Source organism: uncultured Alistipes sp. (assembly GCF_949296715.1).
Taxonomy (GTDB): Bacteria; Bacteroidota; Bacteroidia; order Bacteroidales; family Rikenellaceae; genus Alistipes.
This window is the reverse complement of record NZ_CASFQD010000015.1, coordinates 82,247-99,409: the sequence shown is the minus strand read 5'-3', so window position 1 is coordinate 99,409 and position 17,163 is coordinate 82,247. Positions and strand designations below refer to the sequence as shown.

At 60.9% G+C, this 17,163-nt stretch carries 12 protein-coding genes, 1 tRNA gene and 2 pseudogenes; 3 read left to right on the top strand and 12 right to left on the bottom strand.

The window, feature by feature from the left end; translation table 11 throughout:
* Positions 1–72: 72 nt before the first annotated feature.
* Together lpxA and Q1Y33_RS02575 are read right to left on the bottom strand one after the other, a co-directional pair.
* Positions 73–867 carry an acyl-ACP--UDP-N-acetylglucosamine O-acyltransferase gene (gene lpxA, locus Q1Y33_RS02580; protein ID WP_300797955.1) on the bottom strand — a complete coding sequence of 265 codons (795 nt, stop codon included), beginning with the start codon at positions 865–867 and terminating at the stop codon, positions 73–75.
* Between the two features lie 6 nt (positions 868–873).
* Positions 874–2,265, bottom strand: a complete 1,392-nt coding sequence (locus tag Q1Y33_RS02575; protein ID WP_300797953.1) for a bifunctional UDP-3-O-[3-hydroxymyristoyl] N-acetylglucosamine deacetylase/3-hydroxyacyl-ACP dehydratase — start codon at positions 2,263–2,265, stop codon at positions 874–876.
* An 87-nt stretch (positions 2,266–2,352) separates the two neighbouring features.
* On the opposite strand from Q1Y33_RS02575, the gene Q1Y33_RS02570 reads away from it, so the two are divergent.
* Both Q1Y33_RS02570 and Q1Y33_RS02565 read left to right on the top strand, forming a co-directional pair.
* Entirely contained in the window at positions 2,353–3,162 is an 810-nt protein-coding gene (locus tag Q1Y33_RS02570) for a TonB family protein (protein ID WP_300797951.1), read from the top strand.
* Positions 3,163–4,109: 947 nt separating this feature from the next.
* Positions 4,110–5,603: a potassium/proton antiporter gene (locus Q1Y33_RS02565; RefSeq protein WP_300797950.1), complete on the top strand. Its 1,494-nt coding sequence runs from the start codon at positions 4,110–4,112 to the stop codon at positions 5,601–5,603.
* Positions 5,604–5,737: 134 nt separating this feature from the next.
* Here the strand turns inward: Q1Y33_RS02565 and Q1Y33_RS02560 are convergent, their stop codons facing one another.
* The 8 genes and pseudogenes from Q1Y33_RS02560 to Q1Y33_RS02525 all read right to left on the bottom strand — a co-directional run bounded on the left by Q1Y33_RS02560 (position 5,738) and on the right by Q1Y33_RS02525 (position 13,115).
* On the bottom strand, positions 5,738–7,456 hold the full coding sequence (locus Q1Y33_RS02560; RefSeq protein WP_300797987.1) for a fimbrillin family protein: 1,719 nt from the start codon (positions 7,454–7,456) through the stop codon (positions 5,738–5,740).
* A gap of 36 nt (positions 7,457–7,492) precedes the next feature.
* Positions 7,493–8,388: pseudogene (locus Q1Y33_RS02555) on the bottom strand (fimbrillin family protein).
* A 57-nt stretch (positions 8,389–8,445) separates the two neighbouring features.
* Positions 8,446–9,339 (bottom strand): FimB/Mfa2 family fimbrial subunit, encoded by an 894-nt coding sequence (locus Q1Y33_RS02550; RefSeq protein WP_300797949.1) that lies wholly within the window; start codon positions 9,337–9,339, stop codon positions 8,446–8,448.
* A gap of 24 nt (positions 9,340–9,363) precedes the next feature.
* Complete coding sequence (locus tag Q1Y33_RS02545; protein WP_300797947.1) at positions 9,364–10,419, bottom strand: DUF3575 domain-containing protein; 1,056 nt, start codon at positions 10,417–10,419, stop codon at positions 9,364–9,366.
* A gap of 180 nt (positions 10,420–10,599) precedes the next feature.
* Positions 10,600–11,717, bottom strand: a pseudogene (locus Q1Y33_RS02540) (AraC family transcriptional regulator); the annotation flags it as partial.
* A 230-nt stretch (positions 11,718–11,947) separates the two neighbouring features.
* Positions 11,948–12,358 (bottom strand): hypothetical protein, encoded by a 411-nt coding sequence (locus Q1Y33_RS02535; RefSeq protein WP_300797945.1) that lies wholly within the window; start codon positions 12,356–12,358, stop codon positions 11,948–11,950.
* 342 nt (positions 12,359–12,700) lie between these two features.
* Positions 12,701–12,877 carry a hypothetical protein gene (locus Q1Y33_RS02530; protein WP_300797943.1) on the bottom strand — a complete coding sequence of 59 codons (177 nt, stop codon included), beginning with the start codon at positions 12,875–12,877 and terminating at the stop codon, positions 12,701–12,703.
* Positions 12,878–13,041: 164 nt separating this feature from the next.
* Positions 13,042–13,115: transfer RNA gene (locus tag Q1Y33_RS02525), tRNA-Ala, on the bottom strand.
* Positions 13,116–13,289: 174 nt separating this feature from the next.
* Between Q1Y33_RS02525 and trxA the strand changes: the two genes are divergently transcribed.
* Positions 13,290–13,748, top strand: a complete 459-nt coding sequence (trxA, locus tag Q1Y33_RS02520; protein WP_300797941.1) for a thioredoxin — start codon at positions 13,290–13,292, stop codon at positions 13,746–13,748.
* Between the two features lie 220 nt (positions 13,749–13,968).
* Here trxA and Q1Y33_RS02515 read toward each other — a convergent pair whose 3' ends face one another.
* Both Q1Y33_RS02515 and Q1Y33_RS02510 read right to left on the bottom strand, forming a co-directional pair.
* Positions 13,969–15,000 carry a 2-oxoacid:ferredoxin oxidoreductase subunit beta gene (locus tag Q1Y33_RS02515; RefSeq protein WP_300797939.1) on the bottom strand — a complete coding sequence of 344 codons (1,032 nt, stop codon included), beginning with the start codon at positions 14,998–15,000 and terminating at the stop codon, positions 13,969–13,971.
* Positions 15,001–15,004: 4 nt separating this feature from the next.
* Positions 15,005–16,849, bottom strand: a complete 1,845-nt coding sequence (locus Q1Y33_RS02510) for a 2-oxoacid:acceptor oxidoreductase subunit alpha (RefSeq protein ID WP_300797937.1) — start codon at positions 16,847–16,849, stop codon at positions 15,005–15,007.
* Positions 16,850–17,163 lie beyond the last annotated feature (314 nt).

Here is a 17,163-nt window from a genome sequence, read left to right as displayed (position 1 = left end):
CTCGATGCGTCCGTCTTTCGACAATGCAAAGATAGAAAAAAAATCCGATATGCCAATATCCGGACGGAAAATTTATTCCTCTTTCGTATGCGATTCGTAGGGCTTGATGATGCCGCGCTTCGACTCGCGGATGAATTGCAGCAGCTTGTCGCGCTCGGGGCTCTGCGGCACCGTTTGTTCGACCTCGTTGCAGCCGTTCAGGTAGTTCATGCCGCTCTGGAAGAGGATGCGGCACGCCTCGTGGATTTCGGCGATGCGCTCGTGCGTGAAGCCGCGGCGCGAAAGCCCCACGCGGTTGATGCCGGCGAAGCGCATCGTGTCGTTGCGCACGATGACGTAGGGCGGGAGGTCCTGCGTGAGCAGCGCGCCGCCCTGAACCATCGAATGCTCGCCGATGTGCGTCCACTGGTGTACGGCGGCGTGTCCGCCGATGACCACCCAGTCGCCGACATGCACCTCGCCCGCAAGCGAGACGCGGTTGGCGATGACGCAGTGGCTGCCGATCACGCAGTCGTGTCCCACGTGCACGTAGGCCATCAGCAGGTTGTGCGAGCCGATGCGCGTCGTGCCCGTCGACTTGGTGCCGCGGCTGATGGTGACGCACTCGCGGATGTCGTTGTAGTCGCCGATCTCGCAGGTCGTCGTCTCGCCCTCGAACTTCAGGTCCTGGGGCAGGCCCGACACCGATGCGGCGGTGTGGATGCGGCATCCCTTGCCGATGCGGGCTCCGTCGTGGATCACGGCGCCGGGACCGACCCAGCAGTCGTCACCCAGCACGACGTCGCCGGCGATGTAGGCGAAGGGCTCTACCGTTACGTTGTTCCCGAGTTTGGCATCGGGATGGACATAGGCCAGATTGCTTATCATGCGTCTCTATTTTTTGTTTTTGACGATCTGGGCCATCAGCTCGGCCTCGCAGGCGAGCGTCTCGCCGACGAATGCCTTGGCCTCGACGAGTGCCACGCCGCGGCGGATGGGCTCCAGCAGATGGATTTCGAATTGCAGCGTATCGCCCGGCACGACCTTGCGCTTGAACTTCACGCCGTCGATCTTCATGAAATAGGTCGAGTAGTTCTCCGGGTCGGGCACGCTGCGCAGCACCATGATGCCGCTGCACTGGGCCATGGCCTCGACGATCAGCACGCCCGGCATGACGGGCTCCTCGGGGAAGTGTCCCACGAAGAAGGGCTCGTTCATCGTGACGTTCTTGATACCGGCCACGGAGTTCTCGTCGCAGTGGAAGATGCGGTCGACGAGCAGGAACGGCGGGCGGTGCGGCAGCATGCGGCGGATGGCGTTGATGTCGTAGAGCGCCGGTTTGCGGCAGTCGTAGGTGAAGCGGGGCTTCTCACCGGCCTTGCGGATGGCGTGCTTGAGCTGCTTCATGAACTCCGTGTTGGCGAAGTGGCCCGGACGCGTGGCCCACACGCGGCCCTTGATGCGCACGCCCAGCAGGGCGAAGTCGCCCAGCAGGTCGAGCAGCTTGTGGCGCGCCAGCTCGTTGTTGCAGCGCAGCTCGAGGTTGCTCAGGTAGCCGGCCTTGATCTCGATGTCGGGCTTGTTGAAAATCTGCTTGAGGTGGTTGAGCTGCTCCTCCGGAATGGGGTTTTCCACGACGACGATGGCGTTGTCCAGGTCACCGCCCTTGATGAGGTTCATCTTGATGAGCGGCTCGAGCTCGTGCAGGAAGACGAACGTGCGGCACGGTGCGATTTTGTCGGTGTAGTTGTCGCCGGGGTTGAACGTGGCGTACTGGTTGCCGATGACCTTCGAGTTGTAGTCGACGTGTACCGAGACGGAGAACTCGTCGTCGGGGTAGAGGATGATTGCCACGCCCTTCTCGGGAATCGTGTAGACCATCTTTTCGGTGACGTGGTAGTAGTTGCGCTCGGCCTCCTGCTCGACGGTGCCGACCTCGGCGATGGCGGCGGCGTATTCGCGGGCCGACCCGTCCATGATGGGGGTCTCTTGCGCGTCGATGTCGATCAGGGCGTTGTCGACGCCCGAGGTCCAGAGCGCCGACATGATGTGTTCGATGGTGCAGACGCGGTGTCCGCCGGCCTCGATGGTCGTGCCGCGCGACGTGTCGACCACGTTGTCGCAGCTGGCGGGGATTATGGGTTGCCCCTCGATGTCGGTGCGGCGGAATGCGATTCCGAAGCCTGCTTCGGCGGGATTGACGGTCATCGTGACCTTAACTCCCGTATGGAGGCCTTTTCCCGAGAACGAGATGGGAGCCTTGAGCGTTTGTTGTTTGGTTGACATAAGCAGGGTGTTTATTTTATTTGCGCGCAAAGTTAGCAAAAATTCGGTAAAAAACGCTACTTTTGCCCAAAATTCCGACGTACCGCAATGACACAGACCCCGACCGACGAGAAGCGGAAACCCGTGCGGCGTCCGCGCCTCAACCTGCCGTTCGACAACCGGCGGCAGGATGCCGGCACATGGGCATACGAACATCGGATCGGACTGTGCGTGACGTTGATAGCCTATCTTCTGCTGATGATTGTCTTCGTGTCGTCGAAGATTGTCATCGGACGCCGCGCCTCGACGCAGGGCATGTATATCGACGTGGAGACCCTGACCGAGCTCGAGCAGGAGCGCGACCGCCTCGAGGAGGAGGTGCGCCGGCGCCAGGAGCAGCAGCAGACCGTCGACTGGCGGAGCATCCGCAACCGCGTGTCGAACGAGAACGCGCTGCTCGACGAGCAGCTGCGCGACGACCGCGGGACGAACGTCGCGGAGATCAACGATGCGGCGGCCGAGGTGGCCGAGCGCATGCAGGCCAATCGCGAAGCCTACGAGCTGGGGCTGGCCGAGGAGCGGGCCATCTGGGAGCGCCGCGGCCGCGAGCAGGGCAGCGAGGCCCGCGACAGCAAGGCCAAGGGGCGCGTCACGGTATCGTTCTCGCTGGTCAATCCCGTGCGGACGTCGCGGCGGCTCGACATGCCGGTCTACCTGTGCGAAGGGGGCGGCGAGGTGACGGTCTCAATCACGGTGGACCGTGCGGGCAAGGTCGTCGGGGCGAAAATCGTTGAGGGGGGCGACGACTGCATGCGCGAGACGGCGCTGCGGGCCGCCCGCAATTCGTTGTTCAACATCGACCAGTCGGCTCCCGCCCGGCAGCAGGGGACCATCACCTACATCTTTATCCCACAGTAGCCTGCATTATCCCGCAGTAGCCTGCGCGGCAGAGGCCCGTTGCGGCGCCTGCCGCCCGGTTCCGTGCCGATTCCTTATCCGGCACCTGCCGCTATGCCGATACGCCCGGCTGCTCCGGAGGTTTTGCCCGGTTGCTCCGGAAACTCCGCCCGGTCGCTCCGGAGGTTTCGCCCGGTCGCTCCGGAAGCTCTGCCCGGTTGCTCCGGAAACTCCGCCCGGCCGCTCCGGAAGCTCCGCCCGGTCGCTCCGGAGGTTTCGCCCGGTCGCTTCGGAAGCTCCATCCGGTCTCTCCGAACGTTTCGCCCGGTCGCTTCTGATGTTTCGCCCGGCCGCTCCGGAAACTCCACCCGGTCTCTCCGAACGTTTCGCCCAGTCGCTTCGGAAGCTCCGCCCGGCCGCTCCCGAAGCTCTGCCCGGCCGCTCCGGAAGTTTCGCCCGGCCGCTCCCGAAGCTCCGCCCGGTTGCTCCAGAAGCTCCGCTGGCCGCTCCGGAAACTCCGCCCGGGCCCTTCCTCTCTCCCCGTCGATCCGTCGGCCGCTCCGCACCGCCGTTTCTCCCTCCTGCCCGGTCCGTTTGCCCGGCACGTTCCCGGCTCTCCGCGAGGAGGGCGGTTCCGCAATCCGGAACAGATTTAATCCGTTTCCTGCGCGATTTTTGCGGGAAATTTTTTTAACTTTGCATTCGTTGTATCCGCCGCGCTGCGGTGACGCCGCGGCGTCATCCCGTATCGTATCGCTCCCCGAACCGGCCGCTGCCGACCCCGGCATCCGGCTGCTGCGGGAATTTGCGGTCCGTGCGGGGCCTTCCGGGGTCCGATTCCCGCAAAGGGACGGACCGTGCGGAGGACCGTGGCGCAGGAAGGCGGTACGTGGAGGAGGGGCTGACGGAGCCCCCTGAACAGGTGCCCGGGAGACGAAAGGCCCGGAACCGGAAGAATTGAAGACAGAATGGTTATCACAAGTGAAAATTTCGTGCTGGTAGGCGCGCTGCTCCTCTTTGTGGCGGTGCTGGCCGGCAAGGTGGCCCACCGTTTCGGCGCCCCGGCCCTGCTGCTGTTCCTCGGCGTCGGCATGCTCTTCGGCTGGGACTTCATCTCGTACCGCTCGGCCGACATGACGCAGTTTCTGGGCATGGTCGCGCTGTGCGTCATCCTCTTTACGGGAGGCATGGATACGAATTTCGGGGAGATACGGCCCGTAATCGGCCCGGGCATCGTGCTGGCTACGGCCGGAGTGATGATGACGGCCTTCATCCTGGCCGCCTTCGTGTGGCTCGTCGCACCGTGGATCGGCGTGGAGATGCCCTTTGCGCTGGCGCTACTGCTCGCCTCGACCATGTCGTCGACCGATTCGGCCTCGGTCTTCTCGATTCTGCGAAGCAAGAAAACGGGCCTCAAGCAGCACCTCCGCCCCCTGCTCGAGCTCGAGAGCGGTTCGAACGACCCGATGGCCTACATGCTCACCGTGCTGCTCATCGGCGTATTGTCGAGCGGCTCGAGCCATGTGGGGCTGGGCGCGAGCCTGCTCTATTTTCTCGTACAGATGGTCGTCGGCGCCCTGTCGGGCTACCTGATCGGCCGTCTGGCGGTGTGGACCATCAACCGCATCGGGCTGGTGAACCATTCGCTCTATTCGGTGCTGCTGCTGGCCTTCATCTTCTTCTCGTTCGCCTTCACGGACCTGATTCACGGCAACGGCTACCTGGCCGTCTACCTCTCGGGCCTGGTCGTCGGCAACCACAAGATTGTGCAGAAACGCACGCTGACGGTCTTTTTCGACGGTTTCACGTGGCTCATGCAGATTATCATGTTCCTCACGCTGGGCCTTTTCGTCAACAGCAACGAACTGCTCCAGCCCGAGGTGCTGATTCTCGGCGGCGCCGTCGGGGCGTTCATGATTTTCGTGGCCCGTCCCGTGGCGGTCTTCGCCTGCTTGGCGCCCTTCCGCCGCTTTACGGCCAAGGCGCGGCTCTACGTCTCGTGGGTGGGACTGCGCGGTGCCGTGCCGATTCTCTTCGCCATCTATCCGCTTATCGACAATATCGAACATGCCGAACTGCTCTTCAACGTGGTCTTCCTCTCGACAATCATCTCGCTCGTCGTGCAGGGAACGACCGTCAGCGGCATGGCCAACCTGCTGGGGCTGGCCTACGAGGAGAAGGAGTCGGCCTTCGACGTGAACATGCACGAGGACATGAAGTCCGCGCTGACGGAGGTCGAGGTCAACGAGACGATGCTCGAAGGGGGCCATACGCTCAAGGATATCACCCTGCCGGAGAACACACTCGTGATGATGGTCTGCCGCAACGGCGAATACTTCGTGCCGCAGGGCAAGACGGAACTTATGCTGGGCGACAAGCTCCTCGTGATTACGGACCGCAGCGAGGAGCTGGAGTCGACTTACCGCGACATGGGCATCGACGACGTGATGAAGCTTGGATAGAGGCCGGAGCCCGCAACGCAGTCCGGCCGGGTGCAGCCCGCATCGGTCCGTAACGCAACAGCCCGTCCACCGAAAGGTGGACGGGCTGTTGCGTTTGCACGGTTGGCCGGGCGGAACGACCCGGTCATCCGGAATCAGTTTGCCGTTGCCAGCGTCGGCGGGGTCGTCGCCGTGGCGCCCTCGTAGTGACAGTTGCACGGGTTGCCGGAATGGCTGTTGTTCCACGCGTCGATGGCTTCGTTCATGCCTGTCTGGGCATTCTCCCAGGTAACAGCCGTGCCGTCGACCTGCGTGACGTCGCCGCTGCCGTAGCCGATACCCGTTCCGAGGTTGTTGCGCCAGTAGCAGGCGGTCACGATGCCGGCGTAGTTCTCTCCCACCACGCCGCCGACATATAGATTGCCGGAGACGGTGCCCGACGCGGTGCAGTCGGTCAGGGTGCCGGAGTTGTATCCCACCACGCCGCCGACACCGTCGTTTCCGGAGACGGTACCCGAGGTAAAGTGGCAGTTTTTGACGGTGCTGCGTTCCTCAATGTATCCCGCCACGCCGCCGACACAGTTGCCCGTCCCCGTGACATTGCCCGAGGTAAAGTGGCAGTTTTCGACGGTGCCGCCGTCAATGTATCCCGCCACGCCGCCGACATACCAGTTGCCGTTAATTTTCGCCCCTGCAAGCGTCAGGTGCTGCACCGTGCCTTCTTTGCCAACCACGCTGAACAGGCCCACATAATATTGACCCGGGAGGTCGACGGTCAGCCCCGTGATGGTATGGCCGCCGCCGTCGAAGGTGCCGGTGTACCCGACGGATACACCGCTATCATAATAGCCTACCGGTGTCCAGTTGCTCTTCTCGTCGGCCACCGCGGGCAGGGTGATGTCGGCGGTGAGGGTGCAGTTCAGCGTGAGGTCGTTCCGTGCCGCCTCGTTCCACGCCAGCAGACCGTCGGCATTATGGACGGTGTAGGTGTGGGTGGCGGCGTCGTAGGTGTAGCCCGTGTCCTCCTCTGCTGTGCCGTCCTCGCTGCCGCCGTAGCTCCAGTCACCGATGGTGCAGCCCACCAGCGTCAGTCCGGTGGTGTTCACACGGATGATGTAGGTATAGCGGTTGCCCGCCGCCAGCTTGATCTCTTTCTCCGGACGGAAGTTGAAGGTGCCGCCGTTCAAGTCCACCACGATGAATGGCTCGCCTGCCGTGACGGACTGCGGGAGGACGAGGGCCTCGTGGGTGTCGTCCGCGGGGTAGGTGTCGATGGTGGCGGGGTTGCCGTAGAGGGTGGAGAGGTTCGCGAGGCTCACCGTGGCGCCCGAAACGTCGGTGAGGCCGACGCCGGGCTTCAGCTCGACGGTCACGCGCGCCGTGCGGTGGGTAAATTCAAGAGTCGGGTTGTCAAATTCAACCGTCTGCTCCTCGGCAGAGATGAAGTCGCTTCTCTGGAACGCGTCCAGCGTGCTCTGGTCTTCGGCCACCACGACGGCAGGCATCCGTGTGATGTCAGCATCATCGAGGGGCCACCAGGCCGAGACGCTAATCGGTTTGCGGCTCGTCCACCAGAACGGGTCGTTCTCGCGTGAGAGCGTGGCGCTCTTGTAGCCGTCGGCATCGGAGGCCGCCACGGTGTATTCCTTTACCGCGTCGCCCATCTTGAGTGCCACGGTCTGCACGCCCTGCCAGTCGCCGTCGACGGTGGCGCGCGATGCGGGCGTTGCCACGGCGGAGAGCCCGGTGGTCCGAATGACAACCGGGTATTCTCCTTCGGGCAGACGGTAGTCTGCCTCCTCGCTCTTCGTGCAGGCCGCAAGGCCGAGCAACAGGGCAAGGAGCGCCGAAAGCCGATAGAATGTATGTCTGATATTCATATCCCTTATCGTTTATCGGTTCGTATCTGATTACAGGTCGGCATTATATTCGCCGTCGGCCGGTACGTCGTTCCACGCTGCAATCGTGGCTCCGCTGACTTCGAGGTCGCGGTTGTTTATCCTGACCGGATAGGTATAGTTGTTGCCCGCCTTCAGTGCGCCTTCGGGCACGGTGAGCGTGGCATAATATTCCTCGTTGTTGTAATTCACAACCAACGGCAGCGATGCCACCGTCTGCGGGAAGAGAATGACCGACGACGTGAGGCTGCCGCCAGTCAGTTCCATGGCCAGCGATCCGGCCTGCGCCTCGTCGCTTGCGGCGGCAGTACCGTCAGCCGGGTCGAACGTACCGGTGAATTTCACTCCGCCCAGCGTGTATTTGTCGGGCTTGACCCGACTGAAATCCACGCCGTTGCCCGCCTCGAAGGTAAGGGTGATTTGGCTCATGCAGTGGTGGAAGGAGTTGTCCGGGCGCCTTCCTTCGTTTTGTCGGTGAACTCCACCTCCGGGTTGTGGGTGCTGCCCGTGGCTCCCGAGGCAAAGAGGAAGTCGATGGATGGCTGATCCTGTTGCGCCGCGGCGTCCGCCGTGGCGGTTATCTTACCATTCGTCAGTTCGCTGTCATCCTTATAGGGATAGTAGGCGCTGAAGATGTTGTCATTAGTGTTGTTGTAGAAGATGGCCATGCCCTTCGGGACGAAATTGCCGTCCCCTTCCGTCACATAGGGAATGTTCTTGTAGCCCGCACCGGTGATGCCGATGCAGTCGCCGTTGTCCCACGTGGTTCCGCTGGCGCGGGTGGCAGACGTGATGTCGGATATAAACCGGGCGGCTACGGGACCGTTGTCCGGGTTCTCGTCGTTGCCGTTGTTGCAGGCTGCGCATGCCAGCGCACACGCCGCCAAAACCAAAAATCTCGTTTTCATGGTATCTATGCTTTAATTGTTTATTTATCGGTTCTATCGCCGTTTACATCCCGGCATTTACATCTCGGCATTTACTTCTCCGCTCTCGATCTCTTCCCAGCCGTTGATTTCGGCGCCCGGGAACTCCGCCTCTTCGGGCGTCTCCACAAGCGTGCCGCCCAGCGTCAGCGGCTCGGTCTTCTTCGCGTTGAACTCCTTGAGTGCCGCCGTCAGGTCGCTCGTCAGCGTCGTGGGAAGCGGGTTGCCCTCCGCATAGCGGACTTCGCCCTGCAGCTGCTGTGACGTCCCGGCCACACCCAGCAGCCGCACCGTGGCCGTCCACTTGCCGGCATCGTCGCCGGAGGTGATCTTCGTGAAGTCGAGCGCCACGTTCGAAGGGGTGCCGTGGGTGTCGGTGGCGAAGTCCAGCGTCCCGGCCGCCCCCGTCAGGCAGGCGACAATCTCCGTAATGCGGTCGGCGGCGTCGCCCACAGGCTCGACGACGAGGGTCAGCTCACGCGTCTGCTGCCGCATCACGGCCGTGAAGGTGTGGTCCTTGTCCTTCTCGATCTGCACCTGCTGCACGCTGGTGAAGAACCACACCGGCCGCGGCTCGATGAACGACCTCGCAGCAGACCCGTTGCCCGGAACCGTCGCGACGGTGGCCGTGGTGCCGGCGACGGCGATCTTCTCCATGGGGTTCCACGCCGCAAGCGTATACTCTCCCGGCGTGAAAAGCTGCTCGGGAGCGTGCGTGGCCGAGCGCTCCGTACCCGTATAGTCGCCCAGCGACACCATCCACAGCGCCGGCAGGTCGAGACCCGCGCCGCGGCCGCTCCAGTCGACCGTGACCGCAATCTTCCCGTGGTTGGGGTGCGGCGTGTTGTAGAGCGTGTTCTTCACGCAGGAGGTTGCCAGCAGCACGACCGCTGCGGCAACGGTTGAAATCGGTATGAATCGCATGTTTTTCATAATCTTCTAACGTTAAAACAGGTTTCACACAAGACTTACGCCCGCATTCACGGGTCCCCACCAGTTCGTCGTCGCGGCGCCGCGGCGTACCCGGACACCGTCGATGACCACGTATTTGTCGTAGTCGGCATGCAGGCAGCCCAGACCTACCGTGAAATCGAGCGATACGGACTTGCTCAACGGCAGGACGTAACCGCCCGTCACGCCGCCGCCCACGAGATTGCCCTGGCGGCCCGTGTCGGAGAGCTTGTAGTTGAACTGTCCGACCTTGAACATCGCGCCCACGTAGCCGCGCTTCTGCGCACCTATATAATGTCGGGCTTCGGGTGCCACCTCCCACAGTGCATAACGGCGCTCCTTGTCACGCCACGTCAGCGACGTCCAGCTGCCGTTCACCTGCACGCTCCAGCGCTCCGCGATGCGGTACTCGATACCCAGGTCGGGCGTGAGCGTCACCCACCGCAGCAGGTTCGTGCGCACGGAGAGCCCCGTCGTGCGCGGCCCCGCCGCTGCGGCTGCCGGCGTGTCGTCAGGCTCCTCCAGCACGGGCGCAAGGGCCTCGGTCCCGGAGGTCCCGGCAGGCTGCGGCGCCGGCGCGGCGGATGTCTCCTCCGCGGGCTTCGCGGCCGGCTCGGGTGCAGGAGCCGGTGTCGGGGCCGGTTCGGCGGCGGGCTTGGCCGGGATGACGATGCGCACCGTCACGCAGTTCCCGCCCGTCGTGCGGTTCTTCGTCCTGAAGCATGCTTCGGTAAGCCCTCCGCGCAGGATCAGCTCCGTCTTGACGCGGTTGGCGCGGATTTTCGCTATGGCGAGGTCCCCGGATGGGTCGGCGGCCGAACGGCTGCAGCCGACGACCTCCACGGGTATGTCTCCGTTCAGAATGGGGTCGCGGTATCGCGCCACGCAGTCAAGCAGGCGCTCCAGCTCCTCGTCGTTTCCGTTCCAGGGTACATAGAACATGTCATCCCCCGGTACGAAGCGGAACAGGTAGGTGGTGTCGGATTTTGGCTGTGCCGAGGCCGGAAGAGACGTTGTCGTCAGCCCCAGCAGACAGATGAAAAGAAAGATTCGTTTGCCCATATTTTATCTGTTTTTGGTATTCCATTCCGGATTCCGAACAGATAAAATAAGCAAAAATAATCGAGATATTCGCTATATTTTATTACAAAAACTGTGCTATTTGTCGGGATCGCACAATTTTGTTGTTTGGGGCGTTTTTATTTTGTCGTTTGGGCATATTTTTGTCGTTTGGACACTTTTTTCAGCCTGTGCTTTCCGCCATTTTGCAGGCGAACACCCCTCCTTTTCCTTGAATATCCGCATGAAATGGCTCGGAGACATGAATCCCGAATTCTCCGAAATCTCGGCGATGGTCTGCTGCTGCGCCCCGAGCAGCCGCTGCTTCGCATACTCCATGCGAAGCCCGGTGATCCAGTCGCGGAACGAAAGCCCGTATGCCGTTTTGATGTATCCCGAAAGATAGGTGCGGTTCGTGTGCAGAATCTCCGAAAGGTCCTTTATCGTCAGCCCCGGATGCAGATAGCGTCCGTGCGGATCCACTCCCTGATCTTGCCGGCGATTTCGGCGTAGCACGACGGCGCTGCCGGCTCCTTCGGCTCTTCGGGTGCGTCGTCGAGGAACTCCGCTTCGGAGGAGATTTCGGTCTCCATTGCGTTTTCCACCTGCTCGTAGAAGAGCAGGTAGTTCTGATAGCAGTGGAACAGGTAGATATAGAACGGAACGGAGGAGAGAATCCAGATGAAGATGCAGCTGTCGGGCAGGAATGTCAGCAAGCCGCAGCCGACACCGAATATGAGCGCCCAGTAGGTGAAGACGGACAACCACCGGATATAGGCTCCGATGTCGTCCGAATGCGTGTTGTCGAAGAGCCTGACGGCGCGGTGGTAGGCCCGCAGCAGCCTGCGTGCCAGGACAAGCCCGTAGACGACCAGCCACAGGGCCATTGCGAACATCCCGATTCTCTGGATCGTCCCTTCCGGCAGCAGCAGCAGTACGATGGCGGACAGGATGGAAAAGAGGGCCCATTGGCCGATGTGCGTCCACGTGCGGCGCGGGGTGATGTAGAACCGGTCGAGCAGCGAGATGAGGGCCGAACTGAAGAGCCAGTAGCACAGAAAATAGGTGGTCAGGTTGATCAATATGGCGGCATTGACGTTCTGAAACCTGATTTCGAAGAAGAAATGGGCCGAATAGTTGGCGGCAAGCAGCAGCATGGCTGCTCCCATGATCCGCCGGGACCGCAGATAGTTATCGAAGATGGCTTTGTCGGGTGTCCTGGCGAACAGGAAGTAAAAACCGAAAAATAACATCAACGGCAGTGCGATACATAATGAGTAGCTGTACATTAAATGGTTCATGGCGCCCGACTCCGATTTGTTTGCCGTATACAAAGGTATAAAAAATATCGGTTGTGCGGGGCGTGCGCGGATTTTTTGTTCCGGATACGGCCGGGCGGGATTCACATCGGAGTGTCGGTAAAACGGCGGGTCCGGAGGACTTGTCGTCATTCCTGCATGGGGTCCCGACATGGAAAACCCCGACCGAAAGGCCGGGGCGCTCTCTTTATAGAAAAGCTGTCAAACAAATACTACAAAGAGATGGATGATAGTTCGGCTCCCAGTTTATGCAGGGCCTTTTCGATTCGTTTCACCTGGGCTCCCCGCGGCTTGGATTTCCCGTGGGCATAGCTCCAGAGTTGTTTGGGATTGATTCCGGACAAGCGCCCCAAAGCGGCCGGGGTGATGATCCCGGCGTAATACTGGAGCAGCGATTGGGTGTCGAACCTATACACGATCTCGTATTCCCCGTCGAGCCATGCCGGGTATTGATACCCGTCCTTGCGGCTTGATTCGACAAAGTGGCGGATGGATTGTTTCATATCCTCTTTGGCTGCTTCAGCTGTATCGCCCATGCCGGAAAACATCTCGTCGGTACAACGGGCGCTGAATCCGCCGTCGCTGTTCTTTTCAATAACAGCTTCAATCTTTCTTATTGCCATGCTTCTTATACTATCCTTATATGGGAAAAGGCAACCGGTACCCCTCCTATTTTGTTTTTACGGAAGGACCTATTTCAGCCCCATTTCCCGTTTGATTTTTTCAAGCCCGGTATATCCTCTTCTTTGCCTCCGTGAAACGCAGTCAGGGACCTGTCTCCGTCTTTTCTCATGGATCACGTGGCTTCCGCTTTGTCGGACGATTCGCCATCCGTTTGCGAGGATTAGCTTTTGCAATTCGCCCGATTCTATTCCAGTACTTGTTTGACAGTGCAAAGATAGATATTTTTCTATTGTTTGCAAAATATATTAATGGATATTTTTCTATTATTTGTGAAATTGATGCTACAATACCGTCCTGCCGGCCGGATTGATCTTGATGCGCTTGCGTCGCATTTCGCCCCTTGCCGGGTCGAAGGCGTAGAAACTGATATACCAGCAGGAGCCGGTATGCAGCCGTGGATAGGTGTACGAGAGAATTTCGTCGAGCGCTTTGCTTCGCGCGGTTCTGACAAGCGACATTTTTTTACATTTTCGTGCACGGAATCCGGACAAAAATGTAGAAATATTGATATCAGACTATAAGAAGGCGATTCGGTGAAAATGTCCTGTCCCGTTTCTGTCCCGCCCGTTTATGTGAAAACGCTCGCAACTTGTTGATATCCAACAGATTGCGAGCGTTTGAGTGGAGAATACGAGATTCGAACTCGTGACCTCTTGCATGCCATGCAAGCGCTCTAGCCAGCTGAGCTAATCCCCCTTTGCGGGTGCAAATATAAGTCATCTTTTTGATTCCTGCAAGCGTCTGCCGAAAATTAGCCGATTTTTTTTCAACGGATGCGCATGCGGGAAGAATCGCCAACCTTTCCGGCGGTTTGTCCATTTCCCCGACGACGGAAATGTCCGATCTTTGCACTGAAAACAAAAACGAAACATGAAAAACATAAAAACGGCATTCGCGGCGCTCTTCGCCCTGCTCGGTGTAACGGCCTGTGCGCAGAACCGCTCCGGATCGAAAAACGAAACGACTATGAAAGCGATGGAATTGAATGCGGCGGAGTTCCGCAAACTGATTTACGACTACGAGAAGAACCCCACCCGATGGAAGTATGAGGGCGACCTGCCCGCGGTGATCGACTTTTACGCCACGTGGTGCGGACCCTGCAAGATGATGGCGCCCGTGATGGAGACGCTGGCCGACGAATACGAAGGCCGCGTGCGCATCTACAAGGTCGATGTCGACAAGGAGCAGCGGCTCGCGGCCCTGTTCGGCGTGCGGAGCATCCCGACCTTCCTCTTCATCCCGCGCGGCGGTGATCCGCAGCACGCCACCGGCGCCATGGACATCTCACAGATGCGCCGCATCATCGACGAGGTGCTGCTCAAGAAGTAGCCCCTTCCGATGCCGTCGTCCCGGCAGACAAAACGACGAAACGGACCCGAAAAAGCCCGTTTCGTCGTTTTCAGTGTCTGTATCTTCGGGGCTGCGGATGACTTTAGCCCAGCTCCCAGCTCCCGGCTCCTCGCCCCTCGAACCTTGTGGCCGCAGCCCGCGCGTAAACTGCCGTGCCGGGATGTCGGCCGACCCGCGGACCCGCGGAACAAGCAGGTGATTACTCGACCTCCCAGGTCTCGCCCGAGTGGAGCAGCTCGTCCACCGAGTGGATCTTGCTGGCGGCCTTCACCTCCTCGACCTGCCGTTCGACGGCCAGGTCGTAGACGGCGTCGTCCTCCACGGCGCGGATCACGCCGAGCGCCACCGGATAGTCCGGGTACTTCATCGCGGCGAGCATCACGTGCAGCGTCGTGTCGCGCTCGTGTGCGTCGTGCGTCAGGATGTCGTCGATCGTGTAGCCGTCCTGTCCGACGGTCACGACCTTGAGTTTCATGTTCTCGAAGACGAGGCCCTTCTCCCTGTTGGCGCCGAAGAGCATCTTCTCGCCGTGGCGCAGCGTGATCGTGTGCTCGGCGCGCGTAGCCTTGTCGCCGGCGTATGCCGCATGGGTCTTGTCGTTGAAGATCACGCAGTTCTGCAACGCTTCGACCACCGACATGCCCTTGTGCATCGCGGCGGCCACGAGGCACTCCTTCGAGAGGTTGACCTCCATGTCGACCGTGCGGGCGAAGAACGTACCCTTGGCGCCGATGACCAGCTCGCCCGGGTTGAAGGGCTTTTCGACCGTGCCGTAGGGCGAGGTCTTGGTGATCTTGCCCAGCTTCGAGGTGGGGGAGTACTGGCCCTTGGTCAGACCGTAAATCTCGTTGTTGAAGAGGATGACGTTCAGGTCGACGTTGCGGCGGATGGCGTGGATGAAGTGGTTGCCGCCGATGGCCAGCGAGTCGCCGTCACCGGTCGTCACCCACACCGCGAGGCGCGGGTTGGCCACCTTGACGCCCGTCGCCACGGCGTTGGCGCGGCCGTGGATCGAGTGGAAGCCAAAGGTCTTCATGTAGTAGATGAAGCGCGACGAACAGCCGATGCCCGATACGAACGTGAAGAGGTTGTGGGGCGTGTCCGTGCGGTCGGCGATCTCGGGCAGTGCGCGCTGCACGGCGTTCAGGATGGCGTGGTCGCCGCAGCCGGGGCACCAGCGTACCTCCTGGTCGCTTTTGAAATCCGCAGGGGTGTATTTGAAGTCTGCCATGGCGTTATTTCAATAAGGATTCAAATTTGTCGCGAAGCTCGACCACCGTGAAGGGCTGGCCTTCGCACTTGTTGTACTGTTCGTAGCGGAACTCCTGCAGCGAGGAGCGCAGGTAGGAGGCGAACTGCCCTTCGTTCAATTCGCAGACCACGATGCGGCGGAAGCGGGCGAAGATCTCGCGCACGCCGCGCGGCAGCGGGTTGATGTAGTTGAAGTGGCAGAGCGAGACGCGTTTGCCTTCGCGGCGCAGCTCGTCGACGGCATTCTGCAAATGTCCGCGCGTGCCGCCCCAGCCGACAACCAGCAGGTCGCCTTCGGGGTCGCCCCAGACCGTCTGCTCGGGAATGTCCTCGGCGACGCGGGCCACCTTTGCGGCGCGCGTGTCGACCATCTTCTGGTGGTTGGCAGGGTCGTGTGAGATCGAACCCTTGATGCTGTCCTTCTCCAGACCGCCCACGCGGTGCTCAAGGCCCGTCTTGCCGGGGAAGGCCCAGCCGCGCACGAGCTTCTCGTTGCGCACGTAGGGCATGAAGCCGCCTTCGGGGGCCTCGTCGACGATCGGCGGGCAGATCGTCGGGTAGTCCTTCATCGAGGGGATGCGCCACGGCTCCGAGCCGTTGGCGATGAAGCCGTCGGTGAGCAGCACGACGGGCGTCATGTGCTCCATGGCCAGACGTCCCGCCTCGAAGGCGTAGTGGAAGCAGTCGCTCGGCGACGAGGCGGCCACGACGATCACCGGGCACTCACCGTTGCGGCCGTAGAGGACCTGCAGCAGGTCGCTCTGCTCGGTCTTGGTCGGCAGACCCGTCGAGGGGCCGCCGCGCTGTACGTCGACGACGACGAGCGGCAGCTCGGTCATGACGGCCAGGCCCAGCGCCTCGCTCTTGAGCGAAAGACCCGGTCCCGAGGTGGTCGTCACGGCGAAGTTGCCGGCGTAGGCGGCGCCGATGGCCGTGCAGATGCCGGCGATTTCATCCTCGGCCTGTACGGTCTTCACGCCGAGGTCCTTGCGCTTGGCCAGCTCCTCGAGGATGACCGTCGCCGGGGTGATGGGGTACGAACCGCAGAAGAGCGGCAGCCCGGCCTTCTCGGCGGCGGCGCACAGACCCCATGCCGTGGCGACGTTGCCGCTGATGGAGCGGTAGGTGCCCTTTTCGAGCTTGGCCGGCGCCACGCGGTAGTTGTTGGCGAACTGGTGGGTGTTGGCCGCATAGTTGTATCCCGCGTCGATCGCCAGTTTGTTGGCGGCGGCGATGGCGGGGTTCTTTTTGGCGAATTTCGTTTCGAGGTACTTGTAGGCGTGGTCCTCGGGACGCTCGAAGAGCCAGAAGCAGATGCCCAGGGCAAACATGTTCTTGCACTTGACGATGGCCCGGTTGTCGAGTCCCGTCTCCTTGAGCGCCTCGCGCGTCATGGTGGTGATGTCGGGGATGACGACGTTGTACTCGTCGAGCTTGAGCTCGGCAATGGGGTCCGTCGTGGCGAATCCGGCCTTCTTGAGGTGCTCCTCGGTGAGCGAGTCCCCGTCGAGGATCACCGTGGCGCCGGGCTTGAGCCATTTGCGGTTGGCCTTCAGGGCCGCGGGGTTCATGGCCACCAGCACATCGCAGTAGTCACCGGGATTGAGTTCGCGGCGGTTGCCGAAATGGACCTGGAATCCCGAGACGCCCGCGACGGTTCCCTGCGGGGCCCGGATTTCGGCGGGGTAGTCGGGGAAGGTCGAGATGCCGTTTCCCAGCAGCGCCGAAGTGTCGGAGAAGAGCGTGCCCGTGAGCTGCATGCCGTCGCCCGAGTCGCCCGAAAAGCGAATCACGACGTCCTGCAACTCCCGCACCATGTTTTCGTTCATGTTAGTTTTGGGTTTGGTTTTAAAAACGATAACACAAATATATGAATTTATTGTTATATTGCTAATAAAACGCAAAAAATTTTAATGGATTGAAACTTTTTGTGCCGTTTTTTCTTCCGGTGCAGCTGTCGCGGCAGGTTGCGGACGATTGTCTGGTGCCGTGCCGCTGTGAATAAGTAGTGAGGGGTGTTCCGCCCGGGCGCAAGTGTGGCCGATACGGGTGCGGGGGCTTCTGGTATTTGGAAATTTCGCGGCGAATAGCTATCTTTGCAGCCGCAAAAATTTTGGACCATGCGATTCTCGGGTGGACATAT